The organism is Streptomyces canus (assembly GCF_030815415.1).
Taxonomy (GTDB): Bacteria; Actinomycetota; Actinomycetes; order Streptomycetales; family Streptomycetaceae; genus Streptomyces; species Streptomyces canus_F.
Genome location: NZ_JAUSWW010000001.1, coordinates 5,944,626 through 5,961,101 on the forward strand (window position 1 = coordinate 5,944,626; position 16,476 = coordinate 5,961,101).

A 16,476-nucleotide genomic window follows, 5' to 3' on the forward strand; every position below is an offset into this window, starting at 1 on the left:
TCGATTCCATGCGCGGCTTCGCGCCAACTCGCGTGTCCCCGCGGCTCCTTGCGAACATGACCAGCCCTCAACTCTGTGATCTTCACGTGATCTACGCGGCATTAACTTGTGACAAGTGATCGACTGCCGATACGTTCACGCATCAGCGCGGCGACTGTCTCCACCCGCCGCGCCGGTCACTGTTGTCTCGCGAAAGGCCTCCGCATGCTCACCGGGAACGGTCGTCACCGTCGCCCCCGCCAGGCTCCGGCACTCCTCGTCGCGGCCGGAGTGACCGGCTCCGCCATCGCGATCCCGCTTCTGGGCGCCACCGGCGCGAGCGCGGCCGAGGGGAGCACCTGGGACCAGGTCGCCAAGTGCGAGACCGACGGTTCCTGGAGTGCGAACAAGGGTGACGGCTATTACGGCGGGCTCAAGCTGTCCCAGGAGAACTGGGAGAAGTACGGCGGCCTCGACTACGCCACGAGTCCCGACCTCGCCAGCCGCAACCAGCAGATAGCCGTCGCCGAGAAGGTCCTCGCGGACCAGGGTGTCGGCGTCTGGGGCACCTGCGGTCTGCTGAACGGGCTGAGCAAGGACTCGGCCTCGGACGACGTCGACACCGGCGTCGGGAGCGGCACCCCGTCGGCGTCCGAAGAGTCGGACTCATCCGAATCGTCCGATTCCTCCACCTCGTCCGGACTCTCCAACTCCTCCGGATCATCCGACTCGTCGACCGGGTCCTCCGCCGACCGGAGCCCCTCGCCCTCGGCGTCGACCGAAGCGGACAACTCTTCCAAGTCGGACACCTCCGACCCTGGCGCCGAAGACTCACAGCCGTCCGACAGTCCATCCACAGCACCGACAAAGGGTGCCGAATCGGACAACTCATGGCAAGAAGGCGGCTCTTCGGCTCTCGTCGACACCGGCGCCCTCTCCGCCCCCAAGGAGAGCACCGGTCGGCACCGTGGCGCGAGCGCCGACGAGGGGTCCTACACCGTCCGCGACGGCGACACGCTCGCCTCCATCGCCGACTCCCTTGACGTCGACGGCGGATGGCGCCGGCTCTACACCGAGAACAAGCAGGTCATCGGCGCCGACCCGAGCAGCATCGAGCCCGGTCAGACCCTCGTACTCGGTAGCGAATAGGGCGAAAACCCCTGGAGAATGCCGGGAGTTCACTCCACACTTCGCATCAAATGTCCGGTTTGATGAAAGTGTGGGATGAGTCTCAGAAGCCCTGATCGTCTTTGAAATTCGGCGGATTCCCTGTCTACGGTCGACACCGCTCGTCACCACGAGCCCCGGCTGCCGCAACGCCGAATCCTGCCAGCGGCCGTACGGGAACAGTCGTCGCGTCAAGCGCCGTAGGCAGGAGCGGGGGACCCAAGGTAAGTGCCGGGCCCAGCAGTTCACGCTGGACCGGCTTGGGGTGAAGTCGCGCATCGCGAGATGCGCGGCCGGGCAACTCAACCGGCCCGAACCCGACAGCTCACCTCGCAGGCGTCGGTGAGGGGATCCACCATGCTGTTTTCCGCCAAGGGCAAGCACCGTCGCCCGTCCAAGGCCACCCGCGCCGCCGCGCTCGCCGGAGTCACCGGTGTCGCCATCGCCGCCCCGCTGCTGGCGGCCGGCAACGCCTCCGCCGCCACCGCCTCCGAGTGGGACACCGTCGCCCAGTGCGAGTCGGGCGGCAACTGGGCCATCAACACCGGCAACGGCTACTACGGCGGTCTGCAGTTCTCCGCCTCCACCTGGGCCGCGTACGGCGGCACCGCGTACGCCGCGCAGGCCAACCAGGCCACCAAGGCCCAGCAGATCGAGATCGCCGAGAAGGTCCTCGCGAGCCAGGGCAAGGGTGCCTGGCCGTCCTGCGGCGTCGGCCTGTCGAGCGCGAGCTACAACGGCGGCGGCTCGTCGAGCTCCTCGGGCAGCTCCTCCAGCGACAGCGGCACCAGCACCCGCTCCTCCGAGCAGCAGGCCTCCCGCTCCTCCGAGCGCCCGGCCGCCAAGAAGACCGTCACCACCCCGACCGGCAAGAAGGTCAAGAAGGGTGACGGCGAGTACAAGGTCGTCAAGGGTGACACCCTCAGCTCCATCGCCGAGGAGCACGACGTCAAGGGCGGCTGGCAGAAGGTGTTCAAGCTGAACAAGGACATCGTCAGCGACGCCGACTTCATCTACCCGGGCCAGCAGCTGCACCTCAAGTAGCAGCTGCACCACGACCAAGGGTCCGCGGCACTCGAGCAGGACCCGGCTGAACCACAGCGCCCTCACATCCGTGGTCCTCATACTGAAGGCCTCGTGAGGGTCCCCCCGTCCCCACGGGCTCCCCGCTCCGGTGCGTTTTCCCCCGTACGCACCGGGGCGGGGTTTTTTCTGCGCCGGTTTCCGCGCCGGATCTGCCAGGTTTCCGAAACCGTCTTTGTTCCGTTCGAAAACAATTTACTCTCGGTTCTGTCCACGGGGCGGTCCGCACGGTGGCCGATCGCCCGGAGCCGGTTAGGCTCGTCTCGCAGAACACACCGCGGTCCCGGCGGACCGTGTCACATCCCAAGAAGGAGATGCTCGTGCCGTCCATCGACGTCGTCGTAGCCCGGGAAATCCTGGACTCCCGAGGCAACCCCACGGTCGAGGTCGAGGTCGGCCTCGACGACGGCAGCACGGGTCGTGCCGCCGTTCCCTCCGGTGCCTCCACCGGCGCCTTCGAGGCCATCGAGCTCCGCGACGGTGACCCCAACCGCTACGGCGGCAAGGGTGTCGAGAAGGCCGTCCTCGCCGTCATCGAGCAGATCGGCCCGGAGCTCGTCGGCTACGACGCCACCGAGCAGCGCCTGATCGACCAGGCGATGTTCGACCTGGACGCCACCGACAACAAGGGCTCCCTCGGCGCCAACGCCATCCTCGGCGTCTCCCTCGCCGTCGCCCACGCCGCCTCCGAGGCCAGCGACCTCCCGCTCTTCCGCTACCTGGGCGGCCCGAACGCGCACCTGCTGCCCGTTCCGATGATGAACATCCTGAACGGCGGCTCACACGCCGACTCCAACGTGGACATCCAGGAGTTCATGATCGCCCCGATCGGCGCGGAGTCCTTCTCCGAGGCGCTGCGCTGGGGCGCCGAGGTCTACCACACCCTCAAGAAGGTGCTGAAGACCAAGGGCCTGTCCACCGGCCTCGGCGACGAGGGCGGCTTCGCCCCGAACCTGGAGTCCAACCGCGCCGCCCTCGACCTCATCATCGAGGCCATCAAGCAGGCCGGCTACGTCCCCGGCGAGCAGATCGCGCTCGCGCTCGACGTCGCCGCGTCCGAGTTCTACAAGGACGGCAAGTACGAGTTCGAGGGAAAGTCCCGCTCGGCCGCCGAGATGACCGAGTACTACGAGGAGCTTGTCTCCGCGTACCCGCTCGTCTCCATCGAGGACCCGCTGTACGAGGACGACTGGGCCGGCTGGAACACCATCACCGCGAAGATCGGTGACAAGGTCCAGATCGTCGGCGACGACCTGTTCGTCACCAACCCCGAGCGCCTGGCCCGTGGCATCGAGGAGGGCTCGGCGAACGCCCTGCTCGTCAAGGTGAACCAGATCGGCTCGCTGACCGAGACCCTGGACGCCGTCGAGATGGCCCAGCGCAACGGCTTCAAGTGCATGATGTCCCACCGTTCCGGCGAGACCGAGGACGTCACCATCGCCGACCTCGCCGTCGCGGTGAACTGCGGTCAGATCAAGACCGGCGCCCCGGCCCGCTCGGACCGCGTCGCCAAGTACAACCAGCTGCTGCGCATCGAGGAGATCCTCGACGACGCCGCGGTGTACGCCGGCCGCTCCGCGTTCCCCCGGTTTCGCTCTGCGAACCAGTAAGCACAGCCGCTCTGCGAACCAGTAAGCACAGCAAGGGCTGATCTCGGCAGGGCTAAGGCCTAGCCAGTCGTACGTACGTCCCCGCACCGGTCCCGTACCGTGTGCGGGGACGTACGCGCGTGTGTGAAGGAGGGGCGGGGACATGGCCGTCAAGGACCGGGACCGGTTCTCCACCGCGACCAGGATCCGGCTGCTCGGCGAGCAGACCGCGGCCCGGGTCTACCGTTCCCAGACCAAGCGGCAGGCCCGCCGCTCCCGGCTGACCGGCCGGGCGGCACTGCTCGCGCTGGTCCTGTGCTCGCTGATCGTCGCGCTCGCCTATCCGATAAGGCAGTACGTCTCCCAGCGCGCCGAGATCGCGGACCTCCAGCGGCAGCAGGAACAGGCCCGGCAGCGGGTCGAGCAGCTGCGGGACCAGAAGGCACGCTGGCAGGACGACGCGTACGCCGAGCAGCGGATCCGCGAGCGGCTCCACTACGTGATGCCGGGGGAGACGGGGTTCATCGTCGTCGACCCGGGCTCGGCGCGGCAGTCGCGGGCCGACCTGGGGGCGGCCGACCGCCCCTGGTACTCCAACGTCTGGGACGGGGTCGACAAGTCCGACGCCTCCGACCAGTGAACCGACCTTTTCCGCAGTAAGACAGCAGAGAGACTTTCGTACGGCATGGAAACGCCCCCGCCGACCACCGAGCGCACCGAGCCCACCGACGCCGACGTCGAGGCCTTCAAGCAGCAGCTCGGGCGTCCGCCGCGCGGCCTGCGCGCGATCGCGCACCGCTGTCCGTGCGGCCAGCCGGACGTGGTGGAGACGGCCCCCCGGCTCCCCGACGGCACGCCCTTCCCGACGACGTACTACCTGACGTGCCCGCGCGCCGCCTCGGCGATCGGCACGCTGGAGGCGAACGGCGTCATGAAGGAGATGACGGAGCGGCTCCAGAGCGACCCGGAGCTCGCCGCCGCCTACCGTGCCGCGCACGAGGACTACATCGCGCGCCGTGACGCCATCGAGGTCCTGGAGGGCTTCCCGAGCGCGGGCGGCATGCCGGACCGGGTGAAGTGCCTGCACGTTCTGGTGGGGCACTCCCTGGCCGCGGGGCCCGGTGTGAACCCGCTGGGCGACGAGGCGATCGAGATGTTGCCGGAGTGGTGGCGCAAGGGTCCGTGCGTGCAGCCGCTCGTGGCTCCCGACCCGGCGGACGAGCTGCCGGGCGCGGAGGGCGTGGTCTCCGATCCCGCCGAGGCCCGCAGCGGCTCCTTCGCCGACGCCCCGCCGGCCCCCGAGGGGTTCAGCCGGGTCGCCGCGGTGGACTGCGGTACGAACTCCATCCGCCTCCTCGTCGCGGACGTCAACCCCGCCACCGGTGAGCTGCTGGAGCTGGACCGGCGGATGACGATCGTGCGGCTCGGCCAGGACGTGGACCGGACCGGCAGGCTGGCCCCGGAGGCGCTGGAGCGGACGTTCGCGGCCTGCCGGGAGTACGCGGACGTGATCCGTGAGCTGGGCGCCGCCACGGTGCGGTTCGTCGCCACCTCGGCCTCCCGGGACGCCTCGAACCGGGACGAGTTCGTCCAGGGCGTGGTCGGCATCCTCGGTGTCGAGCCCGAGGTCATCTCCGGTGAGCGGGAGGCGGAGTTCTCCTTCATGGGCGCCACCAAGGAGCTGACCGGCCACGACGGGTTCGCCGAGCCGTATCTCGTCGTGGACATCGGCGGCGGCTCGACGGAGTTCGTGGTCGGGGACGACCGGGTGCGTGCCGCCCGTTCCGTGGACATCGGCTGTGTGCGGATGACCGAGCGGCATCTCGTCCAGGACGGGGCCGTGACCGACCCGCCCTCGGAGGCGCAGATCGCCGCCATGCGCGCCGACATCGAGGCCGCCCTCGACCTCGCCGAGGAGTCCGTGCCGCTGCGTGAGGCGCGCACGCTGGTGGGGCTCGCCGGGTCCGTGACCACCGTGTCGGCGATCGCGCAGGAGCTGCCCGCGTACGACTCGGTCCGTATCCATCACTCCCGGGTCTCCCGTGAGCGGGTCCGCGAGATCACCGAGTGGCTGCTGCGCTCGACGCACGCCGAGCGCGCGGCCGTGCCCTCCATGCACCCCGGGCGCGTGGACGTCATCGCCGCGGGGGCTCTCGTACTGCTCTCGATCATGGAGCGGACCGGGGCCGAGGAGGTCGTCGTGAGCGAGCACGACATCCTCGACGGCATCGCCTGGTCGATCACGTAGCCCTCTGCTGAGCAGGCAGAACAACGTATGAGCACGTCTGAGGGGCCCTTCGGGGCCCCTCCGTCGCGTGCCGTCGGAAAAGTTCGTGAAGTTCTTCACAAGGAAATCGGTCCTGTGGGGCGACGAATGTGGCCCGGTTGACCCTTCCGGGGTCCCGACACCCCTGTGAACACGTTCAAAACAGCGAGATGCGGACCCTCTGCGAGGGGGTCGCGCGAGATCGTTTCGAAGGTCTCACGAAGCCTCCGAAAGCCCGGAGAGGCAGCTCACGCGGCATTGACAACGGCCCGCCCTACACACCGGTTCCCGGTCCGCGCCATGACCTGGATCACGCGAGTCGCGGAGGATAACACACACCCCGTCGGAGCTTGTGAAGGGGCGCACGAGCGACCCCCCTGGGGCGGGTGGATACTCGATGGCATGAGCACCACGGAGCGTCCCAGGATCCTCGTAGTAGGCGGTGGGTACGTAGGCCTGTACGCAGCTCGGCGCATTCTCAAGAAGATGCGCTACGGCGAGGCGACCGTCACGGTCGTCGACCCCCGGTCGTACATGACCTACCAGCCCTTCCTCCCCGAAACCGCCGCCGGCAACATCTCCCCTCGCCATGTCGTCGTCCCGCTGCGACGCGTGCTGCCCAAGGCGGAGGTGCTCACCGGCCGGGTCACCACCATCGATCAGGACCGCAAGGTCGCCACGATCGCCCCGCTGGTCGGCGAGGCGTACGAGCTGCCCTTCGACTACCTGGTCATCGCGCTCGGCGCGGTCTCCCGCACCTTCCCGATCCCCGGCCTCGCCGAGCAGGGCATCGGTATGAAGGGCGTCGAGGAGGCCATCGGCCTGCGCAACCACGTCCTCGAGCAGCTCGACAAGGCCGACTCCACCACCGACGAGGAGATCCGCCGCAAGGCGCTCACCTTCGTCTTCATCGGCGGCGGCTTCGCCGGTGCGGAGACCATCGGTGAGGTCGAGGACCTGGCCCGCGACGCGGCCAAGTACTACAAGACCGTGTCCCGCGAGGACATGCGCTTCATCCTGGTCGACGCCGCGGACAAGATCCTGCCCGAGGTCGGCCCCAAGCTCGGCCAGTACGGCAAGGAGCACCTGGAGAGCCGCGGTGTGGAGATCTACCTCTCCACCTCGATGGACTCCTGCGTCGACGGCCACGTCGTGCTGAAGAACGGGCTGGAGGTCGACTCCAACACCATCGTGTGGACCGCCGGCGTCAAGCCCAACCCGGTCCTGTCGCGCTACGGCCTCCCGCTCGGCCCCCGCGGCCACGTGGACACCGCCCCGACCCTCCAGGTCCAGGGCACCGACTACATCTGGGCCGCCGGCGACAACGCCCAGGTCCCGGACGTCGCCGCCCGCAAGGCCGGCGTCGAGAACGCCTGGTGCCCGCCGAACGCCCAGCACGCGCTGCGTCAGGCCAAGGTCCTCGGCGACAACGTGGTCTCCGGCATGCGGGGCTTCCCGCAGAAGGAGTACGCGCACTCCAACAAGGGTGCGGTGGCCGGTCTCGGCCTCCACAAGGGTGTCGCGATGATCGTCATGGGCAAGATGAAGATCAAGGTCAAGGGCCGTCTCGCCTGGTACATGCACCGTGGCTACCACGGTCTGGCGATGCCGACCTGGAACCGCAAGGTCCGCGTCTTCGCCGACTGGACCCTCGGCATGTTCCTCAAGCGCGAGGTCGTCTCCCTCGGCGCGATGGAGCACCCGCGCGAGGAGTTCTACGAGGCCGCGAAGCCCGTGCCGGCGGCCGCGAAGTCGGAGCAGAAGACCGAGGCGAAGGCCTCCTGACCCGCTCCGGTCACCGAACCACCCGAAGGACCTCCCGCCATCCGTGGTGCGGGAGGTCCTTCGGCGTTCCCGGGATTGCGTCCTGGCATGTCGTTGTTTAAGCAGGTGGACAAAAGCGGGATCCTCGTCACGGAGGTGTGCGCCATGTCCGATGCCGCCCTGCGGCTGAACAACCACTTGGAACAACTACTGGGAAACCCCCTCCCGGTGCGCATCCGCGCGTGGGACGGATCCCAGGCAGGCCCGCCGGGCGCCCCCGTGCTGGTCGTGCGCAACCGCCGAGCCGTCCGGCGGCTGCTGTTCAAGCCCGGCGAGCTCGGCCTCGCGCGCGCCTGGGTCGCCGGCGACCTCGACATCGACGGCGATCTCTACACGGCCCTCGGCCTCATCTCGGGCCTCGTCTGGGAACGCGACGAGGACTCCAGGAGCCTCTCCGAGGCGCTGCGCGACCCCCGTGCACGGTCCGCCGTACGCGGCCTCGTGCAGCTCGGCGGAGTTCCGCTGCCGCCCGCCCCGCCCCGCGAGGAGGTCCGCCGCCGCGGTCACCTCCACACCAGACGCACCGACAGACGGGCCGTCAGCCACCACTACGACGTCGGCAACGACTTCTACGAGATCGTCCTCGGCCCGTCGATGGTCTACTCGTGCGCCTACTGGGAGTCCCCCCGCGGCACACTCGAGGCCGCCCAGCGCGACAAGCTCGAACTCGTCTGCCGCAAACTCGGCCTGACACCCGGTCAGCGACTTCTCGACGTCGGCTGCGGCTGGGGATCGATGGCCGTCCACGCCGCCCGCGAGCACGGCGTGAGCGTCGTCGGCGTCACCCTCTCCCAGGAACAGGCCGCCTACGCCCGTAAGCGCGTCGCCGACGAGGGACTCACCGACCGGGTCGAGATCCGCGTCCAGGACTACCGGGACGTCACCGACGGGCCCTACGACGCGATCGCCTCCATCGGCATGGCCGAACACGTCGGCGCCGACCGCTACCTGGAGTACGCCCGAGACCTGTACGCCCTCCTGAAGCCCGGCGGACGGCTCCTCAACCATCAGATCGCCCGCCGCCCCGAACGCGAGGAGACCACCTACCACGTCGACGAGTTCATCGACGCCTACGTCTTCCCCGACGGCGAACTCGCCCCCCTCGGCACCACCGTCACCCAACTGGAGCGCGCCCGGCTGGAGGTGCGCGACGTCGAGTCGATCCGCGAGCACTACGGCCTCACCCTGCGCCGCTGGGTCGCGAACCTGGAGGCCGACTGGCCCCGTGCCCAGCGGATCGCGGGCCCCGGCCGGGCCCGGGTCTGGCTCCTCTACATGGCGGCCTGTGCCCTGGCCTTCGAACGCAACCGCATCGGCGTCAACCAGATCCTGGCCGTCCGGCCACCGGCGTCCGGCGCGTCCGGGCTGCCGCTGCGGGCACGCACCTGGAACTGAACGGACGAAAGGGGCCCGCCGCTTGCACGCGACGGGCCCCGAGCAACGTACGGCTATTCCGACTTGATGGCCGTCAGCATGTTCAGCCGGGACGCGCGCCGCGCCGGCCACAGGGCCGCCAGGACACCGACCGCCGCCGCCAGCAGCAGGAAGAGGCCCATCCTGGTCCACGGTAGGACCAGCTCGTACGTCGCCATCTTGGTGCCCAGCAGCTCGCCGGCCGCCCAGCCGAAGAAGACGCCCAGGCCGATACCGAGCACCCCGCCGAACAGGGAGATCACCAGGGACTCCAGGCGGACCATCCGCTTGATGCCCTTGCGGTCCAGGCCGATCGCGCGGAGCATGCCGATCTCCTGGGAACGCTCGAAGACCGACATGGCCAGGGTGTTGATGACCCCGAGGACCGCGACGATCACCGCCATGGCGAGCAGGCCGTAGAGCATGTTCAGCATCAGCGTGAACATCTGCGCGATGTCGTCGGACAGGTCCTGCTTGCTCTGGACCTTGATGGCCGGGTTGGTGCCGAGGGCCTTCTCCAGCTTGTCCTTCGTCGCGCTCGTCGCGCCGTCGGACGTCTTCACCATGACCATCATGTCGGCGGTGTCCGGCAGATGCGGGGTGAGCGTGGCGTTGTCGACGAGGACACCGCTGAAGAACTCGTTGCCCTCGTAGACCCCGGCGACCGTCAGCTTCTGCTTCTTGCCGTCCTCGTAGGCGACGGTGAAGCTCGAACCGGCCTTCCAGCCACGCTCCTCGGCACGATCGGCGTCCACGACGATCCGCGTGCCGCCCACCTTGAACGCGCCGTCGTCGACCTTGAGGTCGGTGAGCTTGCCGAACGAGGCTCCGTTGACGCCGGTCAGGTACTCCGTCTCGCCGCCGATGCGGGAGGGGGAGTTGCGCATCGGGCTGATCTCGGTGACGTCGTCGACCCGGGTCAGCTCCTTCGCCACGTCCGGCGAGAGCTCGTTGCCGTTGGCCATCGACACGACGTAGTCCGCGCGGATCGCCGACGACGCCATCTTGTCGATCGACTTCTGGAGGCTGCCCGCCATCACCGTCATACCGGTGATGAGGGTCAGGCCGATCATCAGCGCGGAGGCGGTGGCAGCGGTACGACGGGGGTTGCGGACCGAGTTCTGACGGGCCAGCTTGCCCGCCGTGCCGAAGATCCGCAGGACGGGCGCGGCGGCCGCGATCAGCGGGCGGGACAGCAGCGGGGTCAGGATGAACACACCGATGATCAGCAGGACCGCGCCGAGGCCCATCGGGGCCTGACCGTCCGAGCCCTCCATCGTGGTGGCCGCCAGGACGACCGCGACACCGGCACCGCTGAAGAGGGCGCCCAGGGTGTTGCGCAGCACCAACGACTTGGTGGTGGCCTGCGCGTGCACGCTGCTCATCGCGGCGACCGGCGGGATCTTCGCGGCCCGGCGGCCCGGCAGCCACGCCGCCAGCATGGTGATGAGGACACCGACCGCGAGGGCGGTGGCGATCGTGCCTCCGGAGATGATCAGCGGGCCGTCGGGGACGGTGGCGCCCAGGGTGCCCATCAGCGAGCGGAGCCCGGCGCCGATGCCGATGCCCGCGACCAGACCGGTCACCCCGGCGACCGTGCCGACCACGAACGCCTCGATCAGCACCGACCGCGTGACCTGCCGACGCGAGGCGCCGACGGCCCGCAGCAGCGCGAGTTCCTTGGTGCGCTGGGCGACCAGCATGGTGAAGGTGTTGGCGATGATGAACGTGCCCACGAAGAGCGCGATGCCCGCGAAGACCAGCAGACCCTGCTTCAGCCCGGCCATCGACGCGGAGATCATCTCGGCCTGGTCGTCGGCGAGTTGCCGCCCCGTCGTGGTCTCCACGAGGTTCATCGGCAGCGCCTTGTCGAGGGCGGCCTTCAGCGCGGTCTGGGAGGTGCCGGAGGCGGCCTTCACATCGATCTGGTCGTACGTGCCGGTCTTGCCGAACAACGTCTGCGCGGTCGCCGTGTCGAACAGGGCGAGGCTGCCGCCGGCTGCGACATTGCCGTCGTCGGTGGTGAAGATCCCGGTGATCTTCGGTGCGAGGACCGGCCCGTCGACGGAGATCCGCACCGTGTCGCCGACCTTGTAGCCGGCGCGCTCGGCGGTCTCGGAGTCGATGGCGACCTGGTTCCTGCCGTGCGGTGCCGCACCTTCCTTCAGCGGGTACCGCGGGTCCTTGTCCCCCCAGTAGTTCCCGCCCTGCGACTGGAAGCCGCCGCCGATGAGCTTGCCGTCCTTGTCGGCGATGGCGGTGAAGCCGTTGACGACGCCGATGGCCGAGGCGGCCCCGTCGGCCTTCGCGGTTTCGTCGAGCAGCGCCTGGGTGAGTTCGGGGGTCTTGCCGACCTTGTCGCCCTTGCTCTCCTGGTAGTTGGGCTGCACGGCCACGTCAACCTGGTCGAAGCCCTTGGCCGAGCTGTTCTGGTAGGCGTTCGAGATGGTGCTGGTGAAGACCAGCGTCCCGGACACGAAGGCCACGCCGAGCATCACGGCGAGCACCGTCATGAGCAGCCGGGCCTTGTGCGCGAGGACGTTGCGCAGGGCGGTGCGGAACATCAGGAGGTACGGCCCTTCGCGTCGAACTCGGGGGTCTGGGGCCGCGCGGCGGAGCCGCTGGTGTTGCCGCCCCCAGGAAGGAGGCGCATGAAGTCCAGGACCGAGTCCGCGGTCGGCTGGAGCATCTCGTCCACGATCCGCCCGTCGGCGAGGAAGACGACCCGGTCCGCGTACGCGGCGGCCACCGGGTCATGGGTCACCATCACCACGGTCTGCCCCAACTCCCTTACGGAGTTGCGGAGAAAGCCCAGCACCTCGGCGCCGGAGCGCGAGTCGAGGTTTCCGGTGGGCTCGTCGCCGAAGATGATGTCGGGCCTGGAGGCGAGGGCACGGGCCACGGCGACGCGCTGCTGCTGGCCGCCGGAGAGCTGGGAGGGCCGGTGGGAGAGCCGGTCCTTCAGCCCCACCATCCGGATCACCGAGTCCAGCCACTCCTTGTCCGGCTTACGGCCCGCGATGTCCATGGGGAGCGTGATGTTCTCCAGCGCGGTCAGCGTCGGCAGCAGGTTGAACGCCTGGAAGATGAAGCCGATCTTGTCCCGGCGGAGCCTGGTGAGCTGCTTGTCCTTGAGGGAGCCCAGCTCGGTGTCGCCGATGCGCACGGACCCGGAGGAGAACGTGTCCAGTCCGGCCACGCAGTGCATCAGCGTGGACTTGCCGGACCCCGACGGGCCCATGATCGCGGTGAACTCGGCCTGCCGGAACTCGACGGAGACCCGGTCGAGGGCGACCACCTGGGTCTCGCCCTGTCCGTAGATCTTCGACAGATCCGTGGCGCGAGCGGCCACGGTGGTGGCTCGGCCGGCGATGGGAGTGGTGGTCACGGGTGGGCGCTCCTGACGGGACGACGACATGTTCGGGGACGTGATCCATCGTCTCGGTACCCCGGCGCCGTGTAGTCAGCCGCTGTTCCGGTTCCGGGGGGCGACTTGCGGCTGACCGCGCCCGGCCGTGTCATACCTGGGGATGACGGGAGCCCCTGAGGGCGGGCCAGGTCGAGAACAGGTGGAGCCCCCTCGTTCGGGCGGTGAAATTCCGTCATTCCGCATGCGCGGCCGACCGTCACGCGTAAGGCTATTGGCAAGTGCGGATGGCCCGTTCCATGGGCTGATGCGCCCTCAGACGTCAATAAAATAAGACAACATCGGTCCGCCCGTCCGCTGTTCGGGGGATGTATCCCGATAGGCTCGAACCTCGACGCGGAGCCCATGGCCTGCCCGGATGGTGGAATGCAGACACGGCGAGCTTAAACCTCGCTGCCCCTCGCGGGCGTACCGGTTCAAGTCCGGTTCCGGGCACCTCCGACCTTTTCAGGACCCGTAGGCAGACACCGCTTCCGGTGGGATCCTTCCTTCAGTACATCGCGACAGTGCGATGGCGCGGCCAACCTTCCCGCGAACCCCCCGGCGTTCTGCCCCGCACCGACCGTTGACACACGGCGCCACCCGCCGCAGACTCGCGAGAGCAATTGGGTGAAGTAAATTTCACTACACGAACAACAGCCATCAATCACGAGCCACGACTCACGCGAACAGCGGCAATGACGCCCACCGAAGGGAACGACCGATGCGCACCACCGTCGGCATCATCGGAGCCGGCCCCGCCGGCCTCCTCCTCGCCCGGCTGCTCCACCGCGCCGGCATCGACTCGGTCGTCCTCGAAAGCCGCGACCGCTCCTACGTCGAGCAGCGCCAGCGGGCCGGGATCCTGGAGCAGGGGACCGTGGACGTGCTGCGGGCCGCCGGGGCCGGGGAGCGGATGGAGCGGGAGGGGCTGCGGCACGACGGGATCGAGCTGCGGTACGACAGGAAACGGCACCGGGTCGACTTCCCGGCCCTCACCGGCGGGCGGTCGGTGATGGTCTACGCGCAGACCGAGGTGTGCAAGGACCTCATCGCCCTCCAGCTGAAGGAGGGCGGGCCGCTGCTCTTCGAGGCGGAGGCGCTGGCCGTGGAGGGGGCGGACGGGGACAGCCCGAGCATCCGGTTCCGGCACGAAGGGCGCGAGGACGTTCTCGAGTGCGCGTACGTCGTCGGGTGCGACGGGTTCTGGGGCGTCTCGCGCAAGGCGATCCCCGAGGCGCTGACCCGGGTCTTCGAGCGGACGTACCCCTTCGGCTGGCTCGGCATCCTCGCCGACGTCCCGCCCTCCCACGACGAGCTGGTCTACGCCCGCCACGACCGCGGCTTCGCCCTGCTGTCCATGCGGTCGCCGTCCGTCTCGCGGCTCTACCTCCAGGTGCCCGAGGGAACCGACGCGCAGAGCTGGGGCGACGAGCGGATCTGGGACGAGCTGGAGCGGCGCTTCGAGACCGACGACGACTGGCGGCTCCAACGGGGCCCCATCACCCAGAAGTCCGTCACGCCCATGCGGTCGTACGTCCACGAGCCCATGCGGCACGGCCGGCTCTTCCTCGCCGGGGACGCCGCCCACATCGTGCCGCCGACCGGGGCCAAAGGGCTGAATCTCGCCGTGGGGGACGTCGTCACCTTCGCGCGGGCGCTGACGCATGAGAAGGAGACGGGGTCCACCGAGCTCCTCGACACCTACTCCGAGACCTGTCTGGCCCGCGTCTGGCAGGCCGAGCGGTTCTCGTACGACATGACGACGCTGCTGCACCGGGCCCCCGACGCCACCCCCTTCGAGGACCGGCTCCAGGTGGCGCGGCTGGAGCGGATCGCCTCGTCCGAGGCCGCCGAGACCGATCTGGCCGAGGGATACACCGGGTTCCCGTTCGCGTGAGTGATCTCCGCCCGGTCGCGGCGATGTACCGGCTTGGTCATGAAGCTGCCCCTCCGTGGCCGGGAATCAGCGGGCCGCGTAGCGTGTTGGCGAGCACAACAAGGGAAAGATCCTCCCCAAGCATTAGGGTCAATCCTTTGCCTACCTATTACTCTTGAGCCAAGGCCCACACGAAGTGGCCATGGAGGAGTGAAATGAGGAGCAGCAACCCGGTCTTCTCGCGACGGGGGTTCAGCCGCGACAACGGCTACGCGGGCTTCAATGCCCAGCCGCAGGCCGGGGGCGCCGCTGTAGGCACGCAGGCCAACCCCTACGCGCAGGGCAACCCGTATGCCCAGCCGCAGGCGGACCCCTACGCGCAGAACCCGTACGCGCAGAATCCCTACGCCCAGCAGGACCTGCAGCACGGCGCGCCGCCGCAGGCCCCGGCCACCACCGGCCGGATGACCATGGACGACGTCGTCCTGCGCACCGGCACCACCCTCGGCATCCTGGTCGTCACGGCCGCGGTCGCCTGGGCAGCCCTGCCGGTCGACGACGCCAACATCGGCCGGTCGTACGGCATCGCCATCGGCGCCGCCCTGATCGGCATGGTCCTGGCGCTCGTCCAGTCCTTCAAGCGCAAGGCCTCGCCCGCGCTGATCGTCTCGTACGCGGCGTTCGAGGGTGTCTTCCTCGGCGTCGTCTCCAGCGTCGTGGACAACCGCATCGCCAGCGGTGCGGCCATGCAGGCGGTGATCGGCACGCTCGCGGTCTTCGCCGCGGTCCTGGTGGCGTACAAGGCGGGCTGGATCCGCGTCAACCGCCGGTTCTACGGCTTCGTGATGGCGGCCGCGCTCGGCTTCGTCCTGCTGATGATGGTGAACCTGCTGTTCGCCGCCTTCGGCGGCGGTGACGGCCTCGGCTTCCGCAGCGGCGGCCTCGGCATCGTCTTCGGCATCATCGGCGTCCTGCTCGGTGCGTGCTTCCTCGCCCTCGACTTCAAGCAGGTCGAGGACGGCATCGCCTACGGTGCCCCGCGCGAGGAGGCCTGGCTGGCGGCGTTCGGTCTGACGATGACGCTGGTCTGGATCTACCTCGAGTTCCTGAGGCTCATCGCGATCCTCAACAGCAGCGACTGACGCACCCCGCGTGCGTGAAGGGGCCCCGGGTTCTCCCGGGGCCCCTTCGTCGTCTGGGTGCGTGCGCGCGCCTAGAGGAGGTTGCGCGCGGCCCTCCTCAGGTCGTACTCGTGGATGAGCGCTTTCGCGTGGCCGTAGGCGAGGTTGTGTTCGTGGCGGAGCCAGCTGACCTTTTCCTCGAAGCGGAAGAGAGCCGGGCCGTCTTCGACGGTGCGGAGCCAGTCGGAAACTTCACGACCGGTGCAATGGGGGATGCGGGCGAGCAGATTGCGGTGGGTCTCCTCGGAGAGGACGTGGGACATCGGCGCCTCCGGACGCAAAGGGGATGTAAGCCGGTCCTTCAGGTCACCGTGCCTGAGCGTTCGCCCGTTGGCAACAGTCCCGGTGTGGCGCGTACGGTGTCGCCGTGGCCGATACAGCGCGTTTGACGCAAGCCGTGGATCACTTCGCCGACCGGTTGAGGGCAGCCTCCCAGAGCCGGTTGCAGCGGGGGGCCGCCACCGAGGCACTGGGGCTGGCCAGGGAGTTGGTCCGCCGGGCGCAGCTTCTCGAAGATCCCTCGAAGGAGCCCCGGGAGATGCCGGACGCCGGGATGTTCGCGGCCGCGGACCAAATCACCGTGGCCGTGCACGACTTGGCCCTCGTCCTGACGGACGAGGGCCAAGTCGATGAAGCCGTGCAACTGGTGGAGGAGGCGCAGAAGCGCGCCGGGGTCTGAGCTACCGGGA

General features: G+C 69.0%; 13 protein-coding genes, 1 tRNA gene, 1 pseudogene and 1 riboswitch. Of the genes and pseudogenes, 12 read left to right on the forward strand and 3 right to left on the reverse strand.

Annotated elements, in window-relative coordinates; all coding sequences use genetic code 11:
- The first annotated feature begins 204 nt into the window (after positions 1-204).
- The 8 genes and pseudogenes from QF037_RS27635 to QF037_RS27670 all read left to right on the forward strand — a co-directional run bounded on the left by QF037_RS27635 (position 205) and on the right by QF037_RS27670 (position 9,303).
- Positions 205-1,128: a LysM peptidoglycan-binding domain-containing protein gene (locus QF037_RS27635; protein ID WP_307029701.1), complete on the forward strand. Its 924-nt coding sequence runs from the start codon at positions 205-207 to the stop codon at positions 1,126-1,128.
- A gap of 204 nt (positions 1,129-1,332) precedes the next feature.
- Positions 1,333-1,500: riboswitch (cyclic di-AMP (ydaO/yuaA leader) on the forward strand.
- Positions 1,501-1,503: 3 nt separating this feature from the next.
- Positions 1,504-2,190: a transglycosylase family protein gene (locus tag QF037_RS27640; RefSeq protein WP_307029702.1), complete on the forward strand. Its 687-nt coding sequence runs from the start codon at positions 1,504-1,506 to the stop codon at positions 2,188-2,190.
- Between the two features lie 353 nt (positions 2,191-2,543).
- A complete protein-coding gene (eno, locus tag QF037_RS27645; RefSeq protein ID WP_307029704.1) occupies positions 2,544-3,839 on the forward strand; it encodes a phosphopyruvate hydratase in 1,296 nt (431 codons plus the stop codon).
- 142 nt (positions 3,840-3,981) lie between these two features.
- Positions 3,982-4,458, forward strand: coding sequence for an FtsB family cell division protein (locus QF037_RS27650; RefSeq protein ID WP_307029707.1), 477 nt, complete (start codon positions 3,982-3,984; stop codon positions 4,456-4,458).
- Between the two features lie 45 nt (positions 4,459-4,503).
- Positions 4,504-4,908, forward strand: a pseudogene (locus QF037_RS27655) (DUF501 domain-containing protein); the annotation flags it as partial.
- A 234-nt stretch (positions 4,909-5,142) separates the two neighbouring features.
- Entirely contained in the window at positions 5,143-6,066 is a 924-nt protein-coding gene (locus tag QF037_RS27660) for a Ppx/GppA phosphatase family protein (RefSeq protein ID WP_307037386.1), read from the forward strand.
- 420 nt (positions 6,067-6,486) lie between these two features.
- Positions 6,487-7,869: an NAD(P)/FAD-dependent oxidoreductase gene (locus QF037_RS27665; RefSeq protein ID WP_307029710.1), complete on the forward strand. Its 1,383-nt coding sequence runs from the start codon at positions 6,487-6,489 to the stop codon at positions 7,867-7,869.
- 144 nt (positions 7,870-8,013) lie between these two features.
- Positions 8,014-9,303 (forward strand): SAM-dependent methyltransferase, encoded by a 1,290-nt coding sequence (locus QF037_RS27670; RefSeq protein WP_307029712.1) that lies wholly within the window; start codon positions 8,014-8,016, stop codon positions 9,301-9,303.
- Positions 9,304-9,356: 53 nt separating this feature from the next.
- On the opposite strand, the gene QF037_RS27675 is transcribed toward QF037_RS27670, so the two are convergent.
- Both QF037_RS27675 and QF037_RS27680 read right to left on the reverse strand, forming a co-directional pair.
- Positions 9,357-11,885 carry an ABC transporter permease gene (locus QF037_RS27675; RefSeq protein ID WP_307029714.1) on the reverse strand — a complete coding sequence of 843 codons (2,529 nt, stop codon included), beginning with the start codon at positions 11,883-11,885 and terminating at the stop codon, positions 9,357-9,359.
- Positions 11,885-12,709 (reverse strand): ABC transporter ATP-binding protein, encoded by an 825-nt coding sequence (locus QF037_RS27680; protein WP_307029716.1) that lies wholly within the window; start codon positions 12,707-12,709, stop codon positions 11,885-11,887. Before QF037_RS27680 ends, QF037_RS27675 begins: the two co-directional genes overlap by 1 nt.
- A 391-nt stretch (positions 12,710-13,100) precedes the next feature.
- Here QF037_RS27680 and QF037_RS27685 point away from each other — a divergent pair.
- From QF037_RS27685 to QF037_RS27695, 3 genes are all read left to right on the forward strand, one after another.
- A tRNA-Leu gene (locus tag QF037_RS27685) sits at positions 13,101-13,183 on the forward strand.
- A 268-nt stretch (positions 13,184-13,451) separates the two neighbouring features.
- Complete coding sequence (locus QF037_RS27690; protein ID WP_307029718.1) at positions 13,452-14,627, forward strand: 4-hydroxybenzoate 3-monooxygenase; 1,176 nt, start codon at positions 13,452-13,454, stop codon at positions 14,625-14,627.
- Positions 14,628-14,821: 194 nt separating this feature from the next.
- Complete coding sequence (locus QF037_RS27695; RefSeq protein WP_307029720.1) at positions 14,822-15,748, forward strand: Bax inhibitor-1/YccA family protein; 927 nt, start codon at positions 14,822-14,824, stop codon at positions 15,746-15,748.
- A 71-nt stretch (positions 15,749-15,819) separates the two neighbouring features.
- Here QF037_RS27695 and QF037_RS27700 read toward each other — a convergent pair whose 3' ends face one another.
- Positions 15,820-16,050: a DUF4287 domain-containing protein gene (locus QF037_RS27700; RefSeq protein ID WP_307029722.1), complete on the reverse strand. Its 231-nt coding sequence runs from the start codon at positions 16,048-16,050 to the stop codon at positions 15,820-15,822.
- Positions 16,051-16,172: 122 nt separating this feature from the next.
- Between QF037_RS27700 and QF037_RS27705 the strand changes: the two genes are divergently transcribed.
- A complete protein-coding gene (locus QF037_RS27705; protein WP_307029723.1) occupies positions 16,173-16,466 on the forward strand; it encodes a hypothetical protein in 294 nt (97 codons plus the stop codon).
- Positions 16,467-16,476 lie beyond the last annotated feature (10 nt).